This window comes from Pseudomonas sp. microsymbiont 2 (assembly GCF_054788395.1).
Genome location: NZ_CM139112.1, coordinates 3,664,518 through 3,687,756, shown reverse-complemented (window position 1 = coordinate 3,687,756; position 23,239 = coordinate 3,664,518). Strand labels below are relative to the sequence as shown.

Here is a 23,239-nt window from a genome sequence, read left to right as displayed (position 1 = left end):
GGGATCAGCTGTCGTAGCCCAGGTTCGGCGCCAGCCAGCGTTCGCTCACGCTGATGTCCTGGCCCTTGCGCGCGCTGTAGCGCTCGATCTGGTCCTTGTCCACCTTGCCCACGGCGAAGTACTGCGCCTGTGGGTGGGCAAAGTACCAGCCGCTGACCGCCGCCGCGGGGAACATGGCGAAGTGTTCGGTGAGGAATACGCCGCTCGGGCCGGTCTCGCCAATTGCAGTGCCGTCGAGCAGGCGGAACAGCGTTTCCTTCTCCGTGTGGTCCGGGCAGGCCGGATAGCCAGGCGCGGGGCGGATGCCGCTGTACTGCTCCTTGATCAGCGCCTCGTTGTCCAGGTGCTCGTCCTTGGCGTAACCCCAGTGCTCTTTGCGCACCTGCTCGTGCAGCCACTCGGCGCAGGCCTCGGCCAGGCGGTCGGCCAGGGCCTTGACCATGATAGAGCTGTAATCGTCGCCCTTGTCCTGATAGGCCTTGGCCACTTCCTCGGCGCCGATGCCGGCGGTGGTGATGAAGCCGCCGACATAGTCGGTCACGCCACTGTCCTTCGGCGCGACGAAGTCGGCCAGGGAGAAGTTTGGCTTGCCGTCGGGCTTGATGGTCTGCTGGCGCAGGTGGTGCAGCGTGGCCAGCGTCTGGCCGTTCTCGCCATACACCTCGATGTCGTCGTCAGCCACCTGGTTGGCCGGCCAGAAACCGAACACCGCGCGGGCACTGATCAGTTTTTCGTCGATCAGCTTGTCGAGCATCTCACGGGCATCCTTGTACAGCGCCGTGGCCGCTTCGCCGACCACTTCGTCGGTGAGGATGCGCGGGAACTTGCCGGCCAGGTCCCAGGAAATGAAGAACGGGGTCCAGTCGATGTACTCGGCCAGGGTGCGCAGGTCGATGTCCTCCAGCACCTTGACGCCGGTGAAGGAGGGCACCGCGGCCTGGTAGCCGGCCCAGTCGTACTGCGGTTTGGCGGCGATGGCCTGGGCATGGCTCAGGCGCTCGGTGCGGGCACTGCGGTTGGCGGTGCGTTCGCGCACCTCGACGTATTCCTCGCGAGTCTTCTCGACGAAGCCGGCCTTGAGCTCCTTGGACAGCAGTTGGGTGGCCACGCCCACCGCGCGCGAGGCGTCGGTGACATAGACCACGGCGTCGTTGGAGTACTTGGGCTCGATCTTGACCGCGGTGTGCGCCTTGGAGGTGGTGGCGCCACCGATCATCAGTGGCAGGCGGAAGTCCTGGCGCTGCATCTCGCGGGCGACGTGGACCATCTCGTCCAGCGACGGGGTGATCAGCCCGGACAGGCCGATGATGTCGCACTTCTGCTCGCGGGCGGTCTGCAGGATCTTCTCGGCCGGCACCATCACGCCGAGGTCGACGATGTCGTAGCCGTTGCAACCGAGCACCACGCCGACGATGTTCTTGCCGATGTCGTGCACGTCGCCCTTGACCGTGGCCATGAGGATCTTGCCCTTGGCCTCGGGCTTGTCGCCTTTCTCGGCCTCGATGAACGGGATCAGGTGGGCCACCGCCTGCTTCATCACCCGAGCCGACTTGACCACCTGGGGCAGGAACATCTTGCCGGCGCCGAACAGGTCGCCGACCACGTTCATGCCGCTCATCAGCGGGCCTTCGATGACCTCGATGGGGCGCGCGCACTGCTGGCGGCACTGCTCGGTGTCCTCGACGATGAACGCGGTGATGCCCTTGACCAGTGCGTGCTCCAGGCGCTTTTCCACCGGCAGCGAACGCCACTCTTCGTTCTCTACTTCCTTGGTCGCGCCGCCGCCCTTGTAGTCGTCGGCGATCGCCAGCAGGGCGTCGGTGCCTTCCGGGGTGCGGTTGAGCACCACGTCCTCGACCTTTTCGCGCAGCGCGGCGGGGATCTCGTCATAGATCTCCAGCTGGCCGGCGTTGACGATGCCCATGGTCAGGCCGTTCTGGATCGCGTGGTAGAGGAATACCGAGTGGATCGCCTCGCGCACCGGGTTGTTGCCGCGGAACGAGAACGACACGTTGGACACCCCGCCGGAACTCAGGGCGTGTGGCAGGTGGTCGCGGATATAGGCGCAGGCCTCGATGAAGTCGACGGCGTAGTTGTTGTGTTCCTCGATGCCGGTGGCCACGGCGAAGATGTTCGGGTCGAAGATGATGTCTTCTGCTGGGAAGCCCACTTCGTTGACCAGGATGTCGTAGCTACGCTGGCAGATTTCTTTCTTGCGCGCGGCGGTATCGGCCTGGCCGACCTCGTCGAAGGCCATCACCACCACGGCGGCGCCGTAGCGCTTGCACAGGCGGGCGTGGTGCTTGAACTGCTCGACACCTTCCTTCATGGAGATGGAGTTGACGATGCCCTTGCCCTGGATGCACTTCAGGCCCGCCTCGATCACCTCCCACTTGGAGGAGTCGATCATGATCGGCACGCGGGAGATGTCCGGCTCGCCGGCGATCAGGTTGAGGAAGCGGACCATGGCGGCCTGGGAGTCGAGCATCCCTTCGTCCATGTTGATATCGATCACCTGGGCGCCGGCCTCGACCTGCTGCAGGGCGACTTCCAGGGCCTCGGTGTAGTTCTCCTCGCGGATCAGCCGGGCGAACTTGGCGGAGCCGGTGATGTTGGTGCGCTCGCCGACGTTGACGAACAGCGACTGGCGATCGATGGTGAACGGCTCCAGGCCCGACAGGCGGCAGGCCTTGGGGATCTCCGGGATTTCCCGTGGCTTGTACTTGGCCACGGCCTCGGCGATGGCCTGGATGTGCGGCGGGGTGGTGCCGCAGCAGCCGCCGATGATGTTGAGGAAGCCGCTGGCGGCGAACTCCTCGACCACCGCGGCCATTTCCGCCGGGGTCTCGTCGTACTCGCCGAAGGCGTTGGGCAGGCCGGCGTTGGGGTGGGCGGACACATGGGTGTCGGCCTTGGTCGCCAGCTCTTCCAGGTATGGACGCAGGTCCTTGGCGCCGAGGGCGCAGTTCAGGCCCACGGAGATCGGCTTGGCGTGGCGCACCGAGTTCCAGAAGGCTTCGGTGGTCTGGCCCGACAGGGTGCGGCCGGAGGCGTCGGTGATGGTGCCGGAGATCATGATCGGCAGCTCGACGTCGTCCTCCTCGAACACCTGCTGCACGGCGAAGATCGCTGCCTTGGCGTTGAGGGTATCGAAGATGGTCTCGATCAGGATCAGGTCGGCGCCGCCCTCGATCAGGCCGCGGGTGGCCTCGGTGTAGTTTTCCACCAGTTCGTCGAAGGTGACGTTGCGATAGCCTGGGTCGTTGACGTCGGGGGAGATCGAGCAGGTGCGGCTGGTCGGGCCGAGCACGCCGGCGACGAAGCGCGGCTTGTCCGGGGTCTCGAGGGTCTTGGCGTCGGCCACCTGGCGGGCGATGCGCGCGCCTTCGACGTTCAGCTCGTACACCAGCGACTCCATGCCGTAGTCGGCCTGGGAAATCTGCGTGGCGTTGAAGGTGTTGGTTTCGAGGATATCGGCGCCGGCGTCGAGGTAGGCCTTCTCGATCGCGGCGATGACATCGGGACGGCTGAGCAGCAGCAGATCGTTGTTGCCTTTGACATCGCTTGGCCAATCGGCGAAGCGCGTGCCACGATAGTCGTGTTCCTCGAGGCGGTAACTCTGGATCATAGTACCCATGCCGCCGTCGAGGATCAGGATGCGCTCTTTGAGTGCTTTCTGGAGTGCTTGGTAACGAGCGCTGCGGTCGGACATAGGAACTACCTGGTCGGGCAAATATCAGAAGGTGCCGAATAATAACAAAGCTGCATGGATTTTAGGCGTATCGACCATTTGCATGAATTTCCCTCATGTAGGTGGGCGCCCTCCCAACACCTCAGGACCCGCCAGGCACATCGTGATGGCTTCAAGTAACCAGGACATTCGGCACATGCTGCATCGCATACTTGCCAGCGCCTTCGCCTTGCTCATCAGTGGCGCGGCGTTCGGGCAGGCCCCCCAATCGAGCCCGACGATTTCATACACGCGGGACATCCAACCGATCTTCACCGAGAAGTGCGTGGCTTGCCACGCCTGCAACGACGCCGCCTGCCAGCTCAACCTGGGCAGCGCCGAGGGCGCCGAGCGTGGTGCTTCCAAGGTACCGGTCTACCAGGGCGAACGCAGCCAGGCAGTGCCCACCACACGGCTGTTCTACGATGCCCGTGATGAAGCCGGCTGGCGCAAGCAGGGCTTCTACTCGGTGCTGGACAAGCAGGGCAGCCAGGCGGCGCTGATGGCGCGCATGCTCGAGCTGGGCCACAAGACCCCGCTCACGCCCAATGCCAAGCTGCCCGAAGAAATTGTCCTGGGGCTCAACCGCAACAACATGTGCCCGCTACCTCACGAGTTCGACGCCTATGCCGGCGCGCATCCGAAAGAGGGCATGCCACTGGCGGTCACCGGCCTGACCGACCAGGAGTACCAGACCCTGCAACGCTGGCTGGCCGCTGGCGCGCCGGTCGAGAAAACGCCGATCCAGCCCAGCGCGGCAGAGGCAAGGCAGATCGCCGAGTGGGAAGAGCTGCTCAACCGCCCAGGCTCGACCGAGGCGCTGGTCGGCCGCTGGTTGTACGAGCACCTGTTCCTGGCGCACATCCACTTCGTCGGCGGCGAGCCGGGCCACTTCTTCCAGTGGGTGCGCTCGCGCACGCCCAGCGGCCAGCCGGTGGACCTGATCGCCACCCGCCGTCCCAACGATCCGCCGGGCACCGATTTCTACTACCGGCTGACCCCGGTGCAGGGCGTGATCGTCCACAAGACCCACATCACCTACCCGATGGGGCCGCAGAAACTCAAGCGGGTCAAGCAGCTGTTCTACAGTGGCGACTGGCATGCCTCGTCGCTGCCCGGCTACGGCCCGCGTCACCGCGCCAACCCGTTCGAGACCTTCGAGGCAATTCCGGCGGTGGCCCGCTACCAGTTCATGCTGGACAACGCCGAGTACTTCGTCCGCACCTTCATTCGCGGTCCGGTATGCCGAGGGCAGATCGCCACCGACGTGATCCGCGACAACTTCTGGGCGCTGTTCCAGGAGCCGGCCCACGACCTGTACATCACCGATGCCCAGTACCGGGGCGAGGCCACGCCGCTGCTGGCCATGCCCGGGCAGATCGACGATGTCGGCAGCGTGCTGAGCCTGTGGCACGCCTACCGCGACAAGCGCAACGAGTACGAGGCATTGCGCCGCGAGGCGTATGCCGAGCAGCCGGCGCCGAGCTGGTCGACCCTGTGGGCCGGCAACGACAACGCGCTGCTGAGCATCTTCCGCCACTTCGACAGTGCCTCGGTGACCAAGGGCCTGATCGGTGATGTGCCGCTGACGATGTGGCTGTTCGACTACCCACTGTTCGAGCGCACCTACTACCAGCTGGCGGTGAACTTCGACGTGTTCGGCAACGTCTCGCACCAGTTGCAGACGCGCCTGTACTTCGACCTGATCCGCAACGGCGCCGAGGTCAACTTCCTGCGCCTGATGCCGGCCAGCAAGCGTGGCGAGATCCTCGGCGATTGGTACCAGAACAGCGGCAAAGTGAAGATGTGGATGGACTACGAGGACATCGACACCAGCACCCCGAGCGCGCTGAAGCTGGACAAGCACGACCCCAAGCGTGACTTCGGCCTGAAGCTTCTGCAGCGTACCGGCAGCCTGAACGCCGCGCCCGATCCGATCAACCGCTGTCAGGGCGCCTATTGCTCCCGCCCGCAGATGTCGCCGGAGTTTCGCGATGTCGAACAGTCGCTCAGTCGTCTGGTGTCGCGCCCGGCCGCGGGCCTCAAGGTGATCGGCCAGTTGCCCGAGGCGACCCTGCTGCGCGTCGAGGGGCAGGGTGGCCAGCGCCAGGTCTACAGCCTGTTGCGCAACCGTGCCCACAGCAACGTGGCGTTCCTGCTCGGCGAGGCCTACCGCTACCAGCCGGGGCTGGACACCCTGACCCTGGTTCCGGGTGTGCTGAGCAGCTATCCCAATTTCATCTTCAACATCCCGGCGGCGGATGTGCCGGAGTTCGTCGAGGACATGGAGGCGGCGCGCGACGACACGGCGAAGTTCGAGCGTATCGTCATGCGCTGGGGCGTGCGCCGTAGCCATCCGCAGTTCTGGCGCTACTTCCACGACCTGAACAGCTACATCAAGGAGACCGAGCCGGTGGAGGCGGGGGTGCTGGACATGAACCGCTACGAGAACCTCTGATCGGTTGGCCGGGACTTTCCCGGCCTGCTGCGGTCGGAACTGCTGAGTGGTTCCGGTCGAGACGGCTTTGTGGCCATCGCGGGGCAAGCCCGCTCCCACGCTTCTGGAGTCCAGACGCCAGCGTGGGAGCGGGCTTGCCCCGCGATGGAACGAAGCGATGACCGAAGCCTCAACGCACCGGTCAACGCAGGGTTTTTCATGCTGTACTCGCTTCAGGCTCTCCGGGCATTCGCCGCCTGGGTGGTGGTCTGCCACCACTTCATGCAGATCTTCTTCGACTTCAACGCCACCGGCCCCCTCGGCCAACTGCTCGCCGACCGCGGCGCGGTGGGGGTGGACATCTTCTTCGTCATCAGCGGCCTGGTGATCTACCTCTCGACCCGCGACAAGGACATCGCGCCCGCACAGTTTTTGCTCAACCGCGCCCTGCGCATCGTGCCCGCCTACTGGTTCTACACCCTGCTGATGGCCGTGCTGACGCTGATCGCCAGTCGCTGGATGCCGCACCAGGTGTTCGAGTGGCAGCACCTGTTGCTGTCGCTGCTGTTCATTCCCGCAGAGAACCCAGGTGGCTATGGCTTGTATCCAACGCTCAATGTCGGCTGGACGCTGAACTTCGAGATGTTCTTCTACCTGCTGTTCGGCCTGGCCTTCCTGGTGCGCCAACGTCATCACCTGCTGCTGGTGACCGCGGCGCTGCTGCTGGTCAGCGAAGTGCTGGGGCGCCTGGGCGTGCTCAGTCGCTTCTACAACAACGACATCGTCTACGAGTTCCTGCTGGGCATCGGCCTGGGCGTGCTCTATCGCCGCGGACTGATCCGCGAAGGGTCATGGTTGCCGCTGTTGCTGCTGGGCGTGGCCGGTTTCGCCCTCTACCACCTGGATGCCTCCCAGCGCCTGTTGCACTGGGGACTGCCCAGTGCGTTGGTGGTACTGGCGTTCATTGCCCTGGAACCGTGCTTCAAGGGCAACCGAGTGCTCAAGGCGCTGGGTGACTGCTCCTATTCGGTGTACCTGATTCACGTCCTGGTGTTGTATGCCGGACTGTTCGTGCGTGAGTGGCTGAGCCTGAACCCGTACCTGGTGTTCGCCTTGTGCGTGCCGTCAATCGGACTAATGTCGTGGCTCAGCTACCAATGGCTGGAACGTGGCCTGTACTGGCGGCTCAAGGCTTGGTTCGCGGCGCCGACGCCAGCGCCGGCGCTTTCCCGAGTCAAATGCTAGGACTTTGTTCGGGGGCCGGGTTGGCGTACACTGCCGGCAAGTCTGTGAGGAACTTCCATGAGCGCTATAACCATTACCGACGCCGCCCATGATTACCTGGCCGATCTGCTCTCCAAGCAGAACACGCCTGGCATCGGCATCCGTATTTTCATCACCCAGCCGGGCACCCAGTACGCCGAGACCTGCATCGCCTACTGCAAACCGGGCGAAGAGAAGCCCGACGACGAGCCGGTGGGCCTGAAGAGTTTCACCGCCTACCTCGACGCGGTCAGCGTGCCGTTTCTCGAGGACGCGCTGGTGGACTACGCCACCGACCGCATGGGCGGCCAGCTGACCATCAAGGCGCCGAACGCCAAGGTGCCGATGGTCAATGAAGACAGCCCGATCAACGAGCGCATCAACTATTACCTGCAGACCGAGATCAATCCCGGCCTGGCCAGCCACGGCGGCGCCGTGAGCCTGGTGGACGTGGTCGACGACGGCATCGCCGTGTTGCAGTTCGGGGGTGGTTGCCAGGGTTGCGGCCAGGCCGATGTGACCCTCAAGGAAGGCATCGAGCGCACCCTGCTCGAGCGCATTCCCGAGCTCAAGGGCGTGCGCGACGTGACCGACCACAGCAACAAGGAAAACGCCTACTACTAAGGCGGTTTCCCCATCGCGGGGCAAGCCTGCTTCACGCTTGAACCAGAGCGTGGGAGCGGGCTTGCCCCGCGATGCGTTGAGCCTCTCGCTGATTTTCTGAACAAGGACGCTCGGTATGAAAGCCCTGCACGCGTTTGTAGTTCCGTTGTCCCTGGCCTGCGCGCAGGCCTGGGCCAGTTACCAGCCGCCGGCCGGCAGTGACGAGCAGTATCGTGCGGCAGTGGCGACACTGGATGCCCTCGAGCCGCGGTTGCTCGCGTTGGCCGAGCGTTCGCTGGCGGGTACGCCAGCGTCGGCCCTCGAAGCGGATGTCGCGGCGTTTCGCAGGGAGCGCGATCCGGCGCTGGCGCGGTTGCAACAGGCGGCGGCCCGGGGCCATGCCGTGGCCCAGTATCGCTTGGCGCTCTACTACTTCGCCTATGAGCCGTCGGCGGACACGGCCATGACCTGCAAGCTGCTGACCGATAGCCTGGAGCAAGGCTTCGCGCCTGCGGCGCTACGGGTGAACACTGACTGCATTGGCTACGTGGATGGCCCGTCCTACCTGCCTGCCCTGCGCAAGGCGCTGGCCGAATTGCCACAGTTTGCCCGCTATTACCCGCAGCCGGCTGTCGGTTTCGAATGCTTCAAGCCGAATCTCAAGGACAACCGCTTGCAATGGGGCGATGCCACCGCTTACCAGGCCGAGCTCTATCGATTGCTGGGCTACAAGGCAGGCCGTGGTGACTCGCCGCAGCGGCGTGAGTACTGGGAGCATGCCGTGGAACTCAACGGTTGCCCACGTGTGGCCGGGCGGCTGAACGCTGCCCAGGTCATCGAGCACTGATCCCTAGCAACAAAGTGTTACGGATTCAAGCCCTGCGACAACAGGTCGCGCCCCGTAAACAAAGGGCTGCAGCCCGATCGGGCCTTTGTCGGGTGGATGGTGCGGGGGGGGCGTGACAGAATGCCCCGGTTTTCTGGCCGGCCCATCCCAGGGGTCGGCACCTTCCCTGTAAAGGATGGTTCCATGACTGATCTGTTGACCCGGCGCGCGGTAGTCGCCGGGATGGGCGTACTGGGGCTTGGCCTGCTGGCGGGTTGCAACCCGGCCCGGGGCCTGGAGTTCAAGTACGGCAAGAACATGAGCAACGAAATCCTCGGGCGCAAGTTCAAGCTCAAGGACACTCGCGGCAACGACTGCACGTTGTCGAGCTTCTACGGTTCGATGCCGATGATCTTCTTCGGTTTCACCCAGTGCCCGGCGGTCTGCCCGACCGCGCTGGCGCGCGTGGTGCAGATCAAGAAGATGCTCCGGGGGCGCGACCAGGAGATCTTCCAGCCGGTGTTCATCACCCTGGACCCGGAGCGTGATACCCCTGAAGTGCTCGATGCCTACGTCAAGGCCTTCGACTCGTCGATCATCGCCCTGACCGGCACCCCCGAGGAAATCGCCGAGGTGGCCAGGGAGTTCAAGGTGTTCTACGAAAAGGTCCCGGCCGGCGACACCTACACCATCTCTCACTCGTCCACCAGCTACGTCTATGACACACGTGGCACCCTGCGCCTGAGCCTGGGCCATTCCCTGAACGCCAAGGAATGCGCCGAAGACCTGGCCACCCTGATGGAGATCTGCTGAATGTCGATGCAACCGATCAAACGCGGCCTGGCCGCCCTGGCGCTGCTGGGCCTGAGCCTGCCTGCCTTCGCCCAGACCACCGTGAGCGATGCCTGGGTGCGCGCCAGCGTGGCGCACCAGCAGTCCACCGGCGCCTTCATGACCCTGACCGCCAGCGGCGACAGCAAGCTGGTGAGCGTCGCTTCGCCCGTGGCCAAGGACGTCCAGGTTCATGAGATGGTCATGAACGGTGATGTGATGAAGATGGGGCCGGTCGATGCCATCGCGCTTCCGGCAGGCAAGCCTGTCGTCCTGGATCCCAATGGTTACCACGTGATGCTGATGGGCCTGAACCAGCAGGTGAAGGAAGGGGAGAAGGTGCCGCTGACCCTGACCATCGTGGATGCCAAGGGCGCGAAGGAAACCGTGCAGGTACAGGCAGAGGTGCGCGCGCTCAACGCCGAGGCCGGCGCAGGGCACGACCACATGCACATGAACCACTGATAGCGGATCGCGGCGCAAGGCCGCTCCTACAGGAGGTCGTAGCCCCCTGCAGGAGCGGCCTTGCGCCGTGAAAGCGCTGTAAAGCAGCCCCTGTCAGCTACGAAAGCGTGGCAGCGGCCGTTCGATGTTCAGCGACGTCAGGGTCTTGCGCACCTGGGCGTCCTCCGCCTCCAGCGCCTTGAGGCTGGCGCGGATCTTGCCGGCGGCGGGCACGTCGCCCTGCCGGTCGATCCAGTCGGCGATCTCCTTGCAGGCGCTGCTCAGGCAGGCCTGGCGCTGGCTCATCAGCGACAGGAGCGTGGTGATTTCTCGTTCGGACATGACCCGATCCTCCATTCAGCCCCTTGAGTGTAGCAGCGGCGCGCCGGCCTGCATGCGGGTCACGCCAGGCTCAGGCAGGCCTGGCGGTAGGCCCCCGGCGTGACGCCATAGGCTTGCTTGAACTGCCGGGTGAGATGGCTTTGATCGGCGAAGCCCAGGGCGAAGGCGACCTCCAGCGCAGGCAGGCCACTTCTCAGGAACTCCCTGGCCCGGGCCAGGCGGCGCTGCTTGAGCCAGGCATGCGGCGGCAGGCCGGTGGCCTGGCGGAACACCCGGGCGAAATGGAAAGGGGACAGGTTCACCGCCGCCGCCAGCGTCTCCAGCGAGGGCGGGTCGGCCAGTTGGCTTTCCAGCAATTCGCGGGCCCGGGCCACGGCCAGCGGTTCGTTGCCGGGGGCGGAAGGCTCGGCGCAGTGGCCGTGGCGCTGCACCAGCGCCAGGACCGCGTGGCGCCAGGCGGTCTGTTGCTCCAGTGCGCTGGCATTGGCCTCGGAGAGCTGGTGCAGCTGGCTGAAGGCGGCGGCCAGGGCCGGGTCCTGGATCACGCTGTCCTTGAACCGGGGCATGCCATGGCGACCCAGCTCCAGCTCGTCGAGCACGCCGGTGACCCGTTCATGCTCGGGGTAGAAACCACGGTAGCGCCAACCGGCCTCATGGGCGGTGGCGCCGGTGTGCAGCTCGTCGGGATTGATCAGCACCATGCTGCCCACCGGCGCCAGGTGCTCGCTGCCACGGTGCCAGAAGCGTTGGGCGCCGGATTCGATCACGGTGAACACATAGCCTTCATGCACGTGCGGGGCGAAGCGCTGCTGGATGTAGCGGGCGTGCAGCATCTCGACGTCGCCGAGGGCGGGCGCCTGCCACAGGTGGGCCTGTTCGCGCAGGGGCGTGGTCATGCCAGCCAGCTGCGCAGGAGGAAGAAGATCAGCATGCTTGCCAGCATGCTCAGCAACACGCTGCGGGTCAACAGCACCAGGGCGATGGCGACCAGTGCCCCCAGCAGGTAGGGGTTCAGCGGGTTCAGGTCGAGCTGGTGGCCGGGCAGGAAGATGATCGGCCCGCAGATGGCCGTGAGCATGCCGGGCACGGCGAAGCCGAGGAACTGCCGCGCATTGGAGCTCAGGCGCAGCGGCAGGCGTGGTTCGAGGAAGGCGTAGCGGTTGAGGAACACCACCACGCCCATGGCGACGATCAGCAGCCAGATCATGAGCGACCCCCGGAGAATTTCTGGCAGACGAATCCGGCGGCCATGCCCAGCAACCCGGCCACCACCAGCGCGGTTTCCCAGTGCCAGTAGCTGAACAGCACCGAACAGAACAGCGACACCGCCACGCACACCACGGTCGGCAGGTTGCGCACCAGTGGCGCGATCAGGGCGACGAAGGTGGCGACGATGGAGAAGTCCAGGCCCAGCTGGTCCAGATGGGGGATGTTCTGGCCGAGGACGATGCCCGCCAGGGTGAACAGGTTCCACGCGACATAGAAGGTCAGACCGACCCCCAGGGCGTACCAGCGGTTGAACTGCTGCTGGTCGTGGTGACTGGTCAGGGCGAAGAATTCGTCGGTGAGCAGGAAGCCCAGGCCCAGTCGCCAGCGGGTTGGCAGGCCGGACAGCACAGGGCGCATGGACAGTCCGTAGAGCAGGTGCTGCGAGGTCAGCAGCAAGGTGGTGAGCAGGATCGAGAACAGGTTGGCGCCGCCCTTGAGCATGCCGATGGCTACCAGCTGCGCGGCGCCGGCGAAGACGATGGCCGACAGGCCCTGGCCTTGCCAGGCGCTGAGATTGGCCTCGATGGCCATGGAGCCGGCGAGCAACCCCCAGGGGGCGACGGCCAGCGACAGCGGCAGGATGGCGATGGCGCCGTGGAGGAAGGCTTGGCGGGCGATAGGCGGGCTGGACATGGGCATGGCAACGAATCGACGGGGCAGGCCAGCATGCCAGACAGGTCAGAGGGTGGCTTGAACGATCTTGCTTTGTTGTCGCCTCTCCCCAGGCCTTGCGCAATTCCTGTAGGAGCGGCCTTGTGTCGCGAAAGGGCTGCAAAGCAGCCCCAGGATTCCAGCTTCGCAGCGGAGATTGCCGGGGCCGCTCTGCGGCCCTTTCGCGACACAAGGCCGCTCCTACAGGGGAGCGCCTGATCGCAGGCCGCGATTGTCGATTCAGCGCAGCTCGATCTGCGCGCACAGCCCGCCTTCGGCGCGGTTGCTCAAGGTCAGGCTGCCCCCCATGGCCTGGGTCAGCTGTTGGGCGATCGCCAGCCCCAACCCAGTGCCGCCGGTACTGCGGTTGCGCGAGCCCTCGACCCGGTAGAACGGCTTGAGCACATCGTCCAGCTCCGCTTCAGGTATCCCTGGCCCGTTGTCGAGCACGCGAATCAACGTCCTGCCGTCCTCGCACCCGACTTCCAGCTGCGCGGCGCCGGAGAACTTCAGGGCGTTGTCCACCAGGTTGACCAGCACGCGGCGCAGGGCGTGCGGGCGGGTCTCCAGGGTTGCCTGGGCGCTGCCGCGCCGGTCGACCTGCGCGCCACTGTCCTGATAGTCGAACACCAGGCTGTCGAGGAAGGCATCGAGATTGACCCGGCACGGCGCCTCGGTGCTGCTGTCCATGCTGCGGGCATAGGCCACGCCTTCGCGCACCAGGTGTTCCATGGCATCGAGGTCGTGCCACAGCTTGTCGCGCTCCATGCCGTCGTCCATCTGCTCGACCCGCAGCTTCATGCGGGTGATCGGGGTTTGCAGGTCATGGGAGATCGCCGCGAGCAGTTGCATGCGCTCCTTGAGGTAGGCGGCGATACGCGCCTGCAAGGCATTGAAGGCCACGGCGGCGTAGCGCACCTCGCGCGGGCCGCTTTCGTCCAGCAGCGGGCCGGGGCTGTTCGGGTCGAGGGTGTCCACGGCCCGGACCAGGCGAGTCAGCGGGCCGATCGCCAGGCGAACGGCCAGCCAGGTACAGGCCAGCAGCACCGCCAGCTGGATCAGCAGCACCACCGGCAGCCAGGTGGCCACCGGCACGGCGGCGGGGGTGACGTCGATGGTCAGCGGCGCGCCGTCGGCCAGGCGCAGGTGGGCCTGGAAATGGGCGTTGGGGCCGGGGATCTCCTGGAAGGTCAGCGCGTAGCGGTCGCCGATGGCCTTGACGATGGATTCGGCGGCCATCGGCGGGTCGGCGCTGGGCATGGCCTCGCCGGGCAGGCCGCCGTCGAGGCGGTAGCGGTAGGTGCGCCGCTCCAGGCGTGACAGCCAGGCAGGGCGCTCGGTGGCGGGCAGGCGATCGAGAATGGCCACCGAGGTCGCGACATCCAGCTCCAGATTGCTGAGCATCATCGAGCGGCTGCTCACATAGCGTTCGTAGGCCTGCAGGCTGAACGACAGGCCGTAGGCCAGCACCAGCCCTGTGAAGAAGATCAGGGCCAGGCGCGAGGCCAGGGTGCCGGGCCACTTCATGCCGGCGACTCCAGCAACTGCACGGGCAGCGAGAATACATAGCCTTCGCTGCGCACGGTCTTGATGCAGGTGGGTTCACGGGCATCGTCACCCAGACGCTGGCGCAGGCGACTGACCAGCAGGTCGATCGAGCGGTCGAAGATGTCCGCCTCGCGACCCTGGGTGAGGTTGAGCAACTGCTCGCGGCTGAGCACGCGTTGCGGGTGGTCGAGAAACACCCGCAGCAGGCGGTACTCGGCACCGGACAACGCCACCAGGGTGCCTTCGCTGTCGAGCAGGTGGCGAGCAGTGGTGTCCAGGCGCCAGGGGCCGAAGGCGATCAGCCGGCTGCTTTCGCTGATGGTCAGGTTCGGTGGCAGCATGCGTGTGCGGCGCAGCACGGCGTTGATCCGCGCGAGCAGTTCGCGGGCGGAGAAGGGCTTGGTCAGGTAGTCGTCGGCGCCCATCTCCAGGCCGATGATGCGATCGGTCTCGTCGTTGCGCGCGGTGAGCATCAATACCGGCGTGTTGCGGTGCTTGCCGGCGCGCAGTTCGCGGCACAGCAGCAAACCGTCGTCGCCGGGCATCATGATGTCCAGCACGATCAGGTCGACGGCGTTGTTTTCGAGGAAGGCGCGCATCTGCCGGCCATCGGCGACGATGCTGGTGCGCAGGCCGTTCTTCTTCAGGTAGTTGCCGACCAGCTCGCGGATCTCGCGGTCGTCATCGACGACCAGGATGTGATCGACGTGTTCCATCGGGGTGTCCTTGTTCGGGGTGGTGGGCGCAGTGTACCGAGCGAATCCGGGCTTGCCTGCCGTGCTTTGTATTGCAGTGTATCTGCTGGCGGTGCAGATACAGGCGCAGGCACATCCCCCCGGCGACGGACACAAGCCCGATACCTGGCAGGCGTGAAATGGCTCTCGACCGGGGAGTGACGTTCCCCATGCCAAGACCTCGCATCAGGAGACACGCCATGAACTTCAAGACTTTCGCCAGCGCCACCTTGTTCGCCGTACTCGGCCTTGGCGCCATCACTGCCCAGGCCAGCAACAGTTCGCTGAACGATGCCAGCGTGATGCAGTACCGCTACGGTGATCACCTGGACATACAGAAGGTGGTGGCGGTGAAGAATGACCCGCAGCATGCCTGCGGCGTGGTCAACACGCGCATGGACTACCTCGATTCCCAGGGCAAGCCACAGAGTGTCGAGTACCGCTCCTACGCCACCAGTGCCTGCCATGACAATTGAGGTGCGCGTCCGGCGCCGTCTGCTCAAGGCCGGCGGCGTCGCCCTGGCCCTGATCGGGCTTGGCTTGGCCGGTCACCTGCTGGCCCGGGACAGCTACGGTCCCATGCCGTCCCTGGCGGGGGCCGAGCAGTGGCTCAACTCGCCGCCGCTGGACACCCCGGCGCTCAGGGGCAAGGTGGTGCTGGTGGATTTCTGGACCTACGACTGCGGCAACTGCCGGCGCAGCCTGCCCCATGTCAACGACTGGGCGCGACGTTACGCCGGGCAGGGGCTGGTGGTGGTCGGGGTGCATACGCCGGAGTACGACTACGAGCACGACCTGGGCAATGTCCGGGCCCAGGTGCGGCAGCTGGGCATCGCCTACCCGGTGGCGGTGGACAACGACTACCGGATCTGGAACGCCTGGGGCAATCAGTTCTGGCCAGCGCATTACTTTGTCGATCGCAAGGGCCAGGTGCGCCATGTGCATTTTGGCGAGGGCGATTATGCAGGACAGGAACGGGTGATTCAGGCGTTGTTGAATGAGCAAGGGTGATCTGTTGTTCGTGTCGGCCCTATCGCGGGGCAAGCCCGCTCCCACGCAGGTTGGCAGACGGCGTGGGAGCGGGCTTGTCCCGCGAGGCGGATTCACTCCCCCAGCCGTTGCTCGCGCGACGGCGGATAGCCGAAATAGGCCGCGTAGCACTTGCTGAAGTGCGACACCGAAACGAATCCGCAGGCCACCGCGACCTCCATCACCGACAGGTCCGAATACTGCAGCAGGCGTCGACTCTTGGTGATGCGCAGCTCCATGTAGTAACGCCGGGGCGAGGTGCCCAGCTGGGCCTGGAACAAACGGTCGATCTGCCGCCGCGAGCGCCCTGAATAGGCCGCCAGCTGGTCGAGGCTCAAGGTCTCCTCGAGGTTGTTCTCCATCAGCTCGACGATGGTGCGCAGGTGCAGGCTCATGGACTTTTTCGCCCCCGGCCCGACCTGGCGGTAGCGCGCGCCGGAGAACGACAGGATCTCCTCGACCCCCTCGGCCAGGGCGTCGCCATGCTGGCGGCGCACCAGGCCGAGCATCAGTTCCATGGCGCCGTTGGGGCTGGCAGCGCTCAGGCGGTCGCGGTCGAGGGTGAAACTGGCCGGGGTGATGCGGGTCTGCGGGCTGATCTCGGCCAGGCTGGCGCGCTGCTCGGGATGCACGCTGCAGCCATAGTCGTCGAGCACCCCGGCGCGACCGAGAAACCAGGCGCCGTTCCACAGACCGCCAAGCGTCATGCCGTGACTGGCGCAATCGCCCAGCAGGCGGTCCAGATCGGGGTACTTCAGCGGCGTGCGCAGGCCGCCGCAGATCACCAGCAGGTCGACGTCCGGCAAGCTCCGTGGATCGAACGCCGTGGCGACCAGCTCCAGGCCCAGGTCACTGAGCACGCGGTCGCCCGCCAGCGACAACGGGGTGAAGGCGAAGCTCCGCGCGCGCAGCAGGTTGGCCGTGACCAGCACGTCCATGGCCACGGTGAAGCTGGCCATGGAAAAGTGTTCGAGCAGGATGAAGTCGACCCGGTAGGCGCGCTGGAGGCTGGCGTCGGTGGACTTGAGCCGCAGCATGTTGCTGGTGCTGGTCTTCTTGCTGAACTGACGTGGCGTGGGCACTGCGGACTCCGCTTCCTGGCTGGCGGGGATGAGTGTGCGTCGCAGAGGGGGGAAAGACAACCGCGGGATCGCCCCATCCTTTGGGCTATGCTGGCGACCTCGCCAAGCCATCAGGATCCCGATCACCATGAAATACGCTGCCGCATTGCTGCTCAGCCTGCTCCCGTTACTGGCCCAGGCCGTGCAGCCGGGTGAGGCGCTCGCCTCCTGGACCCTGCTCGACCAGCATGACCAGCCCTACAGCCTTGGCCCCGATACGCGCATCCTGCTGGTGGCCCGGGACATGGACGCTGCCAAGCTGATGAAAGCGGCCATGGCCAAGTGCCCCGAGGGTTACCTGGAAGCTCGCCACGCGGCCTTCGTCGCCGATATCCAGCGCATGCCGGTACTGATCAGCAAGCTGTTCGCCATTCCGGCCATGCGCGACTATGGCTACCGGGTGTTGTTGGATCGCGAAGGCCGGGTTGCCAGTCGCTATGACGGCGCCGAAGGCAAGGTGCTGTGGCTGGCGCTGGACAAGGGCGTGCTGGTGGAGCGCAGGGAGTATGTCGATGCCCAGGCGCTGGAAGAGGCGTTGGCGCAAGTGGTGATCGACTGACCCGGGCTTGACCTCGACTTAACCTGAGGTCCGATACTCGCTCGCTCCTGCCAATCAATGATGGAGCGACACCATGCCTGTGCCCGCCGCGTTCGAACTCTGCAATCCCGAAGGCCTCTACGACCCCAGCGCCAATGCCTATTCCCATGTTGCCGAGGTGCGCGCCGGCAGCCGCCTGGTGTATGTCGCCGGGCAGGGTGGGGAAGACCTGCAGGGCAGGCTGTCGATGCGTTTCGACGAGCAGGCGCGCCAGGCCCTGGTGAACCTGGAGATTGCCCTGGCCTCCCGGGGCGCCACCCTGGCGCAGGTGTGCAAGCTCACCCTGCTGGTGGTCGACCACTCCGAGGCGCGCTTGCGCGAGTGGGTGGCCGAGGCGCAACGGGCCTGGGACGGCAGGATGACGCCGACCTGCACGCTGATCCCGGTGCCGCGTCTGGCGCTGGACGGGATGCTGGTGGAGATCGATGCGGTGGCGGCGCTGCCACAGGATGCGGTGGCATGAAACGGTGTAGACTCGCGCCTCCGACTTTTCCGAGCACCCTGCATGTCCGTCACTATCGAGCTGCTCCAGGCCGGCCCTGAGCACGTCGATCTGGTCCGCAACCTTTACCAGTTCTACGCCTACGAGTCTTCCGACTGGGAGCAGGAGGATGTCGAAGTGGACGGGCGTTTCTACATTCATGAAGCGCATTTCGAGCGCTACTGGCAGTCGCCGGGCTGGTACGCCAGCCTGGTGCTGGTCGATGGCTTCATTGCCGGCTTCGTCCTGGTCGAGCGTAGCGAGCTGCCCGGCATCGACGCGCTGGAGCTGGCCGACCTGTTCATTCTCAGGAAGTACCGTCGCCTCGGCATCGGCTCTGCCGTGGCCCGGCAAGTGCTGAGCGAGGGGCAGGGCGACTGGTTGCTGCGTTGCTACCCCGCGGATGCGCCGGCCCTGGCGTTCTGCCTGGCACTGCTGGCCAGCCTGCCGCGCCAGGTACGGGAGATCGACCTGGACGATGAACCACAGCTGCGCAATTTCCTGGTAATGCAGCGGCGGCATTGATGGGGTCGGATTTTTTTGTGATGGACTTCACAAAAATCTTTCATCGGGCGGCATAATGCCAGTACTTTGCAATTTCGGACTGTTCCGATAATCGGTCCGGAAGTTTCCTTTTCTTGCCTTTGCAGGTTCAGGTGGATTCCATGCCGCTCGCCCCCAGTTCCGACATGATGTACCGGTTGTTGATCCAGAGCGTGGCGGACTACGCCATCTATCTGCTCACCCCCGAAGGGATCGTCGCCAACTGGAATCCCGGCGCGCAGCGGGCCAAGGGCTACCTGGCGGAGGAGATCGTCGGCCAGCACTTTTCGGTGTTCTACACCGACGAGGACCGTGACGCCGGCCTGCCGGCCCAGAGCCTGGCCACGGCGCGCCTGGAGGGCCGCTTCCAGGCCGAAGGCGTGCGCCAGCGCAAGGACGGCTCGCACTTCTGGACCAGCGTGGTGATCGAGCCGATCAAGGATGAGGCCAGCGGCCAGCTGATCGGCTTCGCCAAGATCACCCGTGATATTTCCCAGCGCCGCCAGAGCGAGCTGGAGCTGCTGCAGGCCAAGGAACTTGCCGAGCAGTACAGCCAGGAAATGACCACCCTGTCGCAGTTCCTCGACTCGGTGATCGCCAACATTCCCGCCAGCGTCATCGTCCAGGACCTGCAGAGCCAGCAGATCCTGCTGGCCAACCAGCAGGCCGAGCGGCTGTTCGGCGACCAGGGCGCGAGCATGATCGGCAAGCTCCCCGAGCAATGCCTGGCGCCGGCGGCGGCCGAATACCTGGAGCAGCAACTGGCCCGCGGCGCACGCAGCGGCAAGGGCTACGCCGCCGAGACCCGGGTCGACACCGCCAGCGGCCCACGCACCCTGCGCAGCCGCGCCATGCTCTGCGAAAACCGCGAAGGGCAGGGCGACTATGTGCTGTTCGTCGCCGAGGACGCCACCGAGGAGCTGGCCGCTCATGCGCAGATCCACCACATGGCGCACCATGACGCGCTGACCGGTTTGCCCAACCGCACGTTGTTCCACGAGCGCCTGAAGCAGGCACTGCTGCGCGGCGAGGACAACGGCAAGCTGACCGCTGCGCTGTGCCTGGACCTGGACAACTTCAAGAACATCAACGACACCCTCGGCCACGCGTTCGGCGACAAGCTGCTGCGCGCCTTGGGCAAGCGCCTGCGTCGCGAGTTGCGCGAGCACGATACCCTGGCGCGCCTGGGCGGTGACGAGTTCGCCGTGGTCCTTGCCGGGCTGGAAACGCCCGAGGCAGCGCGCATCACCGCCCAACGCCTGATCGAGGCGATCTGTCCGCCGTTTCATATCGAGGGGCACCAGTTCAGCGTGGGGGTGAGCATCGGCGTGGCCGTGGCGCCGGACGACCACGAGCAGGCCGAGCAGTTGCTGGGCTATGCCGACATGGCCCTGTACGAGGCCAAGCGCAACGGCCGCAATCGCTTCGAGTGCTTCCATGTCGAGCTGGATGTGGCGGCCCGCCAGCGCCGCCTGGTGGAAACCGACCTGCGTACCGCCCTGCACCTGGGGCAGCTGCAGCTGCACTACCAGCCGGTGGTGGACCAGCAGAGCAACAGCGTCACCGGCTACGAGGCCTTGCTGCGCTGGGAGCACCCGACGCGCGGCATGATCATGCCCATGGACTTCATCCCGATTGCCGAGGAAACCGGTCTGATCCACGAGATCGGTGCCCGCGCGCTCAACCTGGCGTGCCAGGAGGCGGCCACCTGGGGCACAGGGCAGACCGTGTCGGTGAACCTCTCGCCGGTGCAGTTCAAGAACGCCAACCTGGTGCACACCGTGGCCCTGGCCCTGGCCGATTCGGGCCTGCCGGCCACGCGCCTGGAGCTGGAAATCACCGAATCGGTGCTGCTGGGCAACAGTGAGGAAAACGTGCGCGTGCTGCGGGCGCTGAAAGACCTGGGGGTGTCGATCTCGCTCGACGATTTCGGCACCGGTTACTCCTCGCTGGGTTACCTGCGTTCGTTTCCGTTCGACCGGATCAAGATCGACAAGTCGTTCGTTCACGACATGTGCGAGAGCCGCGAGGCGATGTCGATCATTCGCGCGATCACCGAACTGTCCAACAGTCTGATGATCAAGACCACCGCCGAGGGGGTGGAGTCGGCGGAGCAGATGGAGCGGCTGATGGCCGAGGGCTGCTCGCACTTCCAGGGCTACTTCTACGGCAGGCCGGCCCCGGCAAGCGAGCGTTTGACGCAGCTGATGCCGTGTTCCTGAGCGGGCCGCGAACCTGCGGGGGCCGTCGAATCCGGCGCTAGACTTTGTACGAAAAGTGCCTGCGCGACGATCATGCTGCGTTGAAAACAGGCTCGGAATGCTCATTTACAACCAGTAAACTCCGCTTCCTCGCCTGTTTTTGCCTTGCCTGATCGCCGCTCGGCGACTTTTCGTACAAACCCTAGGTCAAAGGCCGTCGCAGCCGCCGGGGCGCCCTGAACGCCAGGAAAGTGGTCGATCAGCGAACAAAATGTACCGATTGGACCATAAGCCTTTGTCGCGCCCATGGGTTCCCTTCTAGAATCGGCCCATGCCTGGGCGCCATGCCGGGGCCATTGCCCGAGTGCCTCATGAGTTCCAGTACGCCGCTTTCCGGAGTCAACCAGCCGCTGCGCGGCATCGCCCTGGTGGTGATGGCCACCTTCCTGTTCGCCAGCCATGACGCGCTGTCGAAATTCCTTGGCGGTATCTATCCGATCATCATGGTGGTCTGGGTCCGTTACCTGGTGCATACCCTGCTGATGGCCGGGATCTTCCTGCCCAAGGCCGGCCTGGCCGTGCTGCGCACCCAGCGCCCGCTGCTGCAGACCTTGCGCGCGCTGAGCCTGCTCAGCACCAGCCTGCTGTTCACCGCCGGCCTGCAGTACCTGCCGCTGGCCGAGGCCACTTCGGTCAACTTCCTCGCCCCGGTGCTGGTCACGGCGCTGTCGGTGCCGCTGCTCAAGGAGCGGGTCAGCCTCGGCCAGTGGCTGGCGGTGGTGATGGGGTTCGTCGGCGTGCTGGTGGTGGTGCATCCGGGCGGTTCGATGTTCACCCCGGCGATCCTGTTCCCGTTCGGTTCGGCGCTGGGCTTCTGCTTCTACCAGTTGCTGACGCGCAAGCTGGCAGCCCATGACAGCCCGACCACCAGCAACTTCTACGCGGGGTTGTGCAACACCCTGATCATGACGGCGTTGGTGCCGTTCTTCTGGCAGGCGCCGCAGTGGCCACATGTGCTGCCGATGCTGGCCCTGGGTGGCTGCGGGATGACCGCGCACTTGCTGCTGACCCAGGCTTTCCGTCATGCCGCACCGGCGCTGCTGGCGCCGTTCAGCTACTGTCAGATCGTGTTCGCCGGGTTGCTGGGGTTGGTGATCTTCGGCCAGGTGCCGGATGTCACCAGCCTGGTGGGGATCGCCATCATCTGCCTGAGCGGCCTGGTTGCCGCCTGGATGCAGCGGCGCAAGTGAGCGGCGGACGCGGTGCCCGCTTCGATGGCGCTATTGAAAACAGAAGGGGCGCCAATCGGCGCCCCTTCATCATGCAGCTCAGGCTTCAGCGTCCCACGGACGATCGCCTTTTTCATCCTTGACGCGGGTCGGCAGGCCCATCACGTCCAGCGCCTTGAGGAACGGCTCGGCCGGCAGCTCCTCGACGTTGACCATGCGGCCGGCGTCCCACTCGCCGCGGGCGACCAGCAGCGCGGCAGCCACCGGTGGCACGCCGGCGGTGTAGGAAATGCCCTGGCTGTCGGTCTCGGCGTAGGCTTCTTCGTGATCGGCCACGTTGTAGATGAACACTTCGCGTGGCTGGCCGTCCTTGGTGCCCTTGACCAGGTCACCGATGCAGGTCTTGCCGGTGTAGCCCGGGGCCAGCGAGGCCGGATCCGGCAGCACGGCCTTGACCACTTTCAGCGGCACCACTTCCAGGCCCTCGGCGGTCTTCACCGGTTGCTCGGAAAGCAGGCCGAGGTTCTTCAGCACGGTGAACACATTGATGTAGTGCTCGCCGAAGCTCATCCAGAAGCGCACGTTCGGCACGTTCAGGTTCTTCGAGATCGAGTGCACCTCGTCGTGACCGGTCAGGTACAGGTTCTGCGAACCCACCACCGGCAGGTCGTCGGTACGCTTGACCTCGAACATGGTGTTGCTGGTCCACTGGCTGTTCTGCCAGCTCCACACTTGCCCGGTGAACTCGCGGAAGTTGATTTCCGGGTCGAAGTTGGTGGCGAAGTACTTGCCGTGGGACCCAGCATTGACGTCGAGGATGTCGATCGATTCGATGTGGTCGAAATACTGCTGCTGCGCGAGCTTCGCGTAGCTGTTCACCACACCCGGGTCGAAGCCGACACCGAGAATGGCGGTAATGTTCTTCTGCTGGCATTCCTCGAGGTGCTTCCACTCGTAGTTGCCATACCAGGGCGGGGTTTCGCAGATCTTGCCCGGTTCTTCGTGAATCGCGGTGTCAAGATAAGCGACACCGGTATCGATGCAGGCGCGCAGCACCGACATATTGAGGAAGGCGGAACCAACGTTGATCACGATCTGCGATTCGGTCTCGCGGATCAGTGCCTTGGTCGCCTCGACATCGAGGGCGTTGAGCGAGAAGGCCTGGATGTCGGCGGGTACCTTGAGGCTACCCTTGGCCTTGACGCTGTCGATGATGGCCTGGCATTTGGAGATGTTCCGTGACGCAATCGCAATACGACCCAGTTCGTCGTTATGCTGCGCGCACTTGTGGGCCACCACCTTGGCGACACCTCCTGCACCAATGATAAGAACGTTCTTCTTCAATTGCGCTTTTCTCCT

General features: G+C 65.1%; 22 protein-coding genes. 13 read left to right on the top strand and 9 right to left on the bottom strand.

Features of this window, described 5'->3' with window-relative positions:
• Nucleotides 1-4 precede the first annotated feature (4 nt).
• Nucleotides 5-3,712: a methionine synthase gene (metH, locus tag ACYUME_RS16515; RefSeq protein ID WP_460415799.1), complete on the bottom strand. Its 3,708-nt coding sequence runs from the start codon at nt 3,710-3,712 to the stop codon at nt 5-7.
• 175 nt (nt 3,713-3,887) lie between these two features.
• On the opposite strand from metH, the gene ACYUME_RS16510 reads away from it, so the two are divergent.
• From ACYUME_RS16510 to ACYUME_RS16485, 6 genes are all read left to right on the top strand, one after another.
• Nucleotides 3,888-6,188, top strand: a complete 2,301-nt coding sequence (locus ACYUME_RS16510) for a fatty acid cis/trans isomerase (RefSeq protein ID WP_279887488.1) — start codon at nt 3,888-3,890, stop codon at nt 6,186-6,188.
• 198 nt (nt 6,189-6,386) lie between these two features.
• Nucleotides 6,387-7,412 (top strand): acyltransferase family protein, encoded by a 1,026-nt coding sequence (locus tag ACYUME_RS16505; RefSeq protein ID WP_460415797.1) that lies wholly within the window; start codon nt 6,387-6,389, stop codon nt 7,410-7,412.
• A 57-nt stretch (nt 7,413-7,469) separates the two neighbouring features.
• Nucleotides 7,470-8,054 carry a Fe-S biogenesis protein NfuA gene (gene nfuA / locus ACYUME_RS16500; RefSeq protein ID WP_134691968.1) on the top strand — a complete coding sequence of 195 codons (585 nt, stop codon included), beginning with the start codon at nt 7,470-7,472 and terminating at the stop codon, nt 8,052-8,054.
• A 115-nt stretch (nt 8,055-8,169) separates the two neighbouring features.
• Nucleotides 8,170-8,880, top strand: coding sequence for a sel1 repeat family protein (locus ACYUME_RS16495; RefSeq protein WP_460415796.1), 711 nt, complete (start codon nt 8,170-8,172; stop codon nt 8,878-8,880).
• 183 nt (nt 8,881-9,063) lie between these two features.
• A complete protein-coding gene (locus tag ACYUME_RS16490) occupies nt 9,064-9,672 on the top strand; it encodes an SCO family protein (RefSeq protein ID WP_279888050.1) in 609 nt (202 codons plus the stop codon).
• Complete coding sequence (locus ACYUME_RS16485) at nt 9,673-10,155, top strand: copper chaperone PCu(A)C (RefSeq protein WP_279888049.1); 483 nt, start codon at nt 9,673-9,675, stop codon at nt 10,153-10,155. It abuts the gene before it with no gap.
• Between the two features lie 93 nt (nt 10,156-10,248).
• Here the strand turns inward: ACYUME_RS16485 and ACYUME_RS16480 are convergent, their stop codons facing one another.
• The 6 genes from ACYUME_RS16480 to ACYUME_RS16455 all read right to left on the bottom strand — a co-directional run bounded on the left by ACYUME_RS16480 (nt 10,249) and on the right by ACYUME_RS16455 (nt 14,660).
• The gene (locus ACYUME_RS16480) at nt 10,249-10,476 is read right to left on the bottom strand and encodes a hypothetical protein (RefSeq protein ID WP_023630605.1); all 228 of its coding nucleotides are present in this window, start codon (nt 10,474-10,476) and stop codon (nt 10,249-10,251) included.
• A 59-nt stretch (nt 10,477-10,535) separates the two neighbouring features.
• A complete protein-coding gene (locus ACYUME_RS16475) occupies nt 10,536-11,372 on the bottom strand; it encodes an AraC family transcriptional regulator (RefSeq protein ID WP_279888043.1) in 837 nt (278 codons plus the stop codon).
• Complete coding sequence (locus ACYUME_RS16470) at nt 11,369-11,683, bottom strand: AzlD domain-containing protein (RefSeq protein WP_279888041.1); 315 nt, start codon at nt 11,681-11,683, stop codon at nt 11,369-11,371. Before ACYUME_RS16470 ends, ACYUME_RS16475 begins: the two co-directional genes overlap by 4 nt.
• On the bottom strand, nt 11,680-12,378 hold the full coding sequence (locus ACYUME_RS16465) for an AzlC family ABC transporter permease (RefSeq protein ID WP_279888056.1): 699 nt from the start codon (nt 12,376-12,378) through the stop codon (nt 11,680-11,682). Before ACYUME_RS16465 ends, ACYUME_RS16470 begins: the two co-directional genes overlap by 4 nt.
• Nucleotides 12,379-12,636: 258 nt before the next feature.
• Nucleotides 12,637-13,923, bottom strand: a complete 1,287-nt coding sequence (locus ACYUME_RS16460) for a sensor histidine kinase (RefSeq protein WP_460415795.1) — start codon at nt 13,921-13,923, stop codon at nt 12,637-12,639.
• The gene (locus tag ACYUME_RS16455; RefSeq protein WP_279888038.1) at nt 13,920-14,660 is read right to left on the bottom strand and encodes a response regulator; all 741 of its coding nucleotides are present in this window, start codon (nt 14,658-14,660) and stop codon (nt 13,920-13,922) included. Before ACYUME_RS16455 ends, ACYUME_RS16460 begins: the two co-directional genes overlap by 4 nt.
• Before the next feature lie 218 nt (nt 14,661-14,878).
• On the opposite strand from ACYUME_RS16455, the gene ACYUME_RS16450 reads away from it, so the two are divergent.
• Together ACYUME_RS16450 and ACYUME_RS16445 are read left to right on the top strand one after the other, a co-directional pair.
• Nucleotides 14,879-15,154, top strand: coding sequence for a DUF2790 domain-containing protein (locus ACYUME_RS16450; protein WP_279888037.1), 276 nt, complete (start codon nt 14,879-14,881; stop codon nt 15,152-15,154).
• Nucleotides 15,155-15,173: 19 nt separating this feature from the next.
• Nucleotides 15,174-15,689 carry a thioredoxin family protein gene (locus ACYUME_RS16445; protein ID WP_460419379.1) on the top strand — a complete coding sequence of 172 codons (516 nt, stop codon included), beginning with the start codon at nt 15,174-15,176 and terminating at the stop codon, nt 15,687-15,689.
• Between the two features lie 92 nt (nt 15,690-15,781).
• Here the strand turns inward: ACYUME_RS16445 and ACYUME_RS16440 are convergent, their stop codons facing one another.
• Nucleotides 15,782-16,789, bottom strand: coding sequence for a GlxA family transcriptional regulator (locus tag ACYUME_RS16440; protein ID WP_460415794.1), 1,008 nt, complete (start codon nt 16,787-16,789; stop codon nt 15,782-15,784).
• A gap of 127 nt (nt 16,790-16,916) precedes the next feature.
• Here ACYUME_RS16440 and ACYUME_RS16435 point away from each other — a divergent pair, with 127 nt between their 5' ends.
• The 5 genes from ACYUME_RS16435 (at nt 16,917) to ACYUME_RS16415 (ending at nt 21,901) form a co-directional block, all read left to right on the top strand.
• A complete protein-coding gene (locus ACYUME_RS16435) occupies nt 16,917-17,387 on the top strand; it encodes an FAD/FMN-containing dehydrogenase (RefSeq protein WP_460415792.1) in 471 nt (156 codons plus the stop codon).
• Nucleotides 17,388-17,460: 73 nt separating this feature from the next.
• Complete coding sequence (locus ACYUME_RS16430; RefSeq protein WP_460415791.1) at nt 17,461-17,889, top strand: RidA family protein; 429 nt, start codon at nt 17,461-17,463, stop codon at nt 17,887-17,889.
• A 42-nt stretch (nt 17,890-17,931) separates the two neighbouring features.
• A complete protein-coding gene (locus ACYUME_RS16425) occupies nt 17,932-18,432 on the top strand; it encodes a GNAT family N-acetyltransferase (RefSeq protein WP_279888029.1) in 501 nt (166 codons plus the stop codon).
• A gap of 140 nt (nt 18,433-18,572) precedes the next feature.
• Nucleotides 18,573-20,672, top strand: a complete 2,100-nt coding sequence (locus tag ACYUME_RS16420; protein WP_279888027.1) for a sensor domain-containing protein — start codon at nt 18,573-18,575, stop codon at nt 20,670-20,672.
• Nucleotides 20,673-21,022: 350 nt separating this feature from the next.
• Nucleotides 21,023-21,901 carry a DMT family transporter gene (locus ACYUME_RS16415; RefSeq protein WP_460415788.1) on the top strand — a complete coding sequence of 293 codons (879 nt, stop codon included), beginning with the start codon at nt 21,023-21,025 and terminating at the stop codon, nt 21,899-21,901.
• A gap of 78 nt (nt 21,902-21,979) precedes the next feature.
• Here the strand turns inward: ACYUME_RS16415 and ACYUME_RS16410 are convergent, their stop codons facing one another.
• Complete coding sequence (locus ACYUME_RS16410; RefSeq protein WP_279888023.1) at nt 21,980-23,224, bottom strand: saccharopine dehydrogenase family protein; 1,245 nt, start codon at nt 23,222-23,224, stop codon at nt 21,980-21,982.
• Nucleotides 23,225-23,239 lie beyond the last annotated feature (15 nt).

What these genes read in the sequence shown, in the direction of transcription:
- nfuA (WP_134691968.1), top strand. Translation starts at nt 7,470, where the DNA reads ATGAGCGCTATAACCATTACCGACGCCGCCCATGATTACCTGGCCGAT.
- ACYUME_RS16465 (WP_279888056.1), bottom strand. Translation starts at nt 12,378, where the DNA reads ATGTCCAGCCCGCCTATCGCCCGCCAAGCCTTCCTCCACGGCGCCATC.
- ACYUME_RS16475 (WP_279888043.1), bottom strand. Translation starts at nt 11,372, where the DNA reads ATGACCACGCCCCTGCGCGAACAGGCCCACCTGTGGCAGGCGCCCGCC.
- ACYUME_RS16505 (WP_460415797.1), top strand. Translation starts at nt 6,387, where the DNA reads ATGCTGTACTCGCTTCAGGCTCTCCGGGCATTCGCCGCCTGGGTGGTG.
- ACYUME_RS16495 (WP_460415796.1), top strand. Translation starts at nt 8,170, where the DNA reads ATGAAAGCCCTGCACGCGTTTGTAGTTCCGTTGTCCCTGGCCTGCGCG.
- ACYUME_RS16490 (WP_279888050.1), top strand. Translation starts at nt 9,064, where the DNA reads ATGACTGATCTGTTGACCCGGCGCGCGGTAGTCGCCGGGATGGGCGTA.
- ACYUME_RS16455 (WP_279888038.1), bottom strand. Translation starts at nt 14,660, where the DNA reads ATGGAACACGTCGATCACATCCTGGTCGTCGATGACGACCGCGAGATC.
- metH (WP_460415799.1), bottom strand. Translation starts at nt 3,712, where the DNA reads ATGTCCGACCGCAGCGCTCGTTACCAAGCACTCCAGAAAGCACTCAAA.
- ACYUME_RS16470 (WP_279888041.1), bottom strand. Translation starts at nt 11,683, where the DNA reads ATGATCTGGCTGCTGATCGTCGCCATGGGCGTGGTGGTGTTCCTCAAC.
- ACYUME_RS16480 (WP_023630605.1), bottom strand. Translation starts at nt 10,476, where the DNA reads ATGTCCGAACGAGAAATCACCACGCTCCTGTCGCTGATGAGCCAGCGC.
- ACYUME_RS16430 (WP_460415791.1), top strand. Translation starts at nt 17,461, where the DNA reads ATGCCTGTGCCCGCCGCGTTCGAACTCTGCAATCCCGAAGGCCTCTAC.
- ACYUME_RS16450 (WP_279888037.1), top strand. Translation starts at nt 14,879, where the DNA reads ATGAACTTCAAGACTTTCGCCAGCGCCACCTTGTTCGCCGTACTCGGC.
- ACYUME_RS16420 (WP_279888027.1), top strand. Translation starts at nt 18,573, where the DNA reads ATGCCGCTCGCCCCCAGTTCCGACATGATGTACCGGTTGTTGATCCAG.
- ACYUME_RS16425 (WP_279888029.1), top strand. Translation starts at nt 17,932, where the DNA reads ATGTCCGTCACTATCGAGCTGCTCCAGGCCGGCCCTGAGCACGTCGAT.
- ACYUME_RS16510 (WP_279887488.1), top strand. Translation starts at nt 3,888, where the DNA reads ATGCTGCATCGCATACTTGCCAGCGCCTTCGCCTTGCTCATCAGTGGC.
- ACYUME_RS16435 (WP_460415792.1), top strand. Translation starts at nt 16,917, where the DNA reads ATGAAATACGCTGCCGCATTGCTGCTCAGCCTGCTCCCGTTACTGGCC.
- ACYUME_RS16460 (WP_460415795.1), bottom strand. Translation starts at nt 13,923, where the DNA reads ATGAAGTGGCCCGGCACCCTGGCCTCGCGCCTGGCCCTGATCTTCTTC.
- ACYUME_RS16415 (WP_460415788.1), top strand. Translation starts at nt 21,023, where the DNA reads ATGAGTTCCAGTACGCCGCTTTCCGGAGTCAACCAGCCGCTGCGCGGC.
- ACYUME_RS16485 (WP_279888049.1), top strand. Translation starts at nt 9,673, where the DNA reads ATGTCGATGCAACCGATCAAACGCGGCCTGGCCGCCCTGGCGCTGCTG.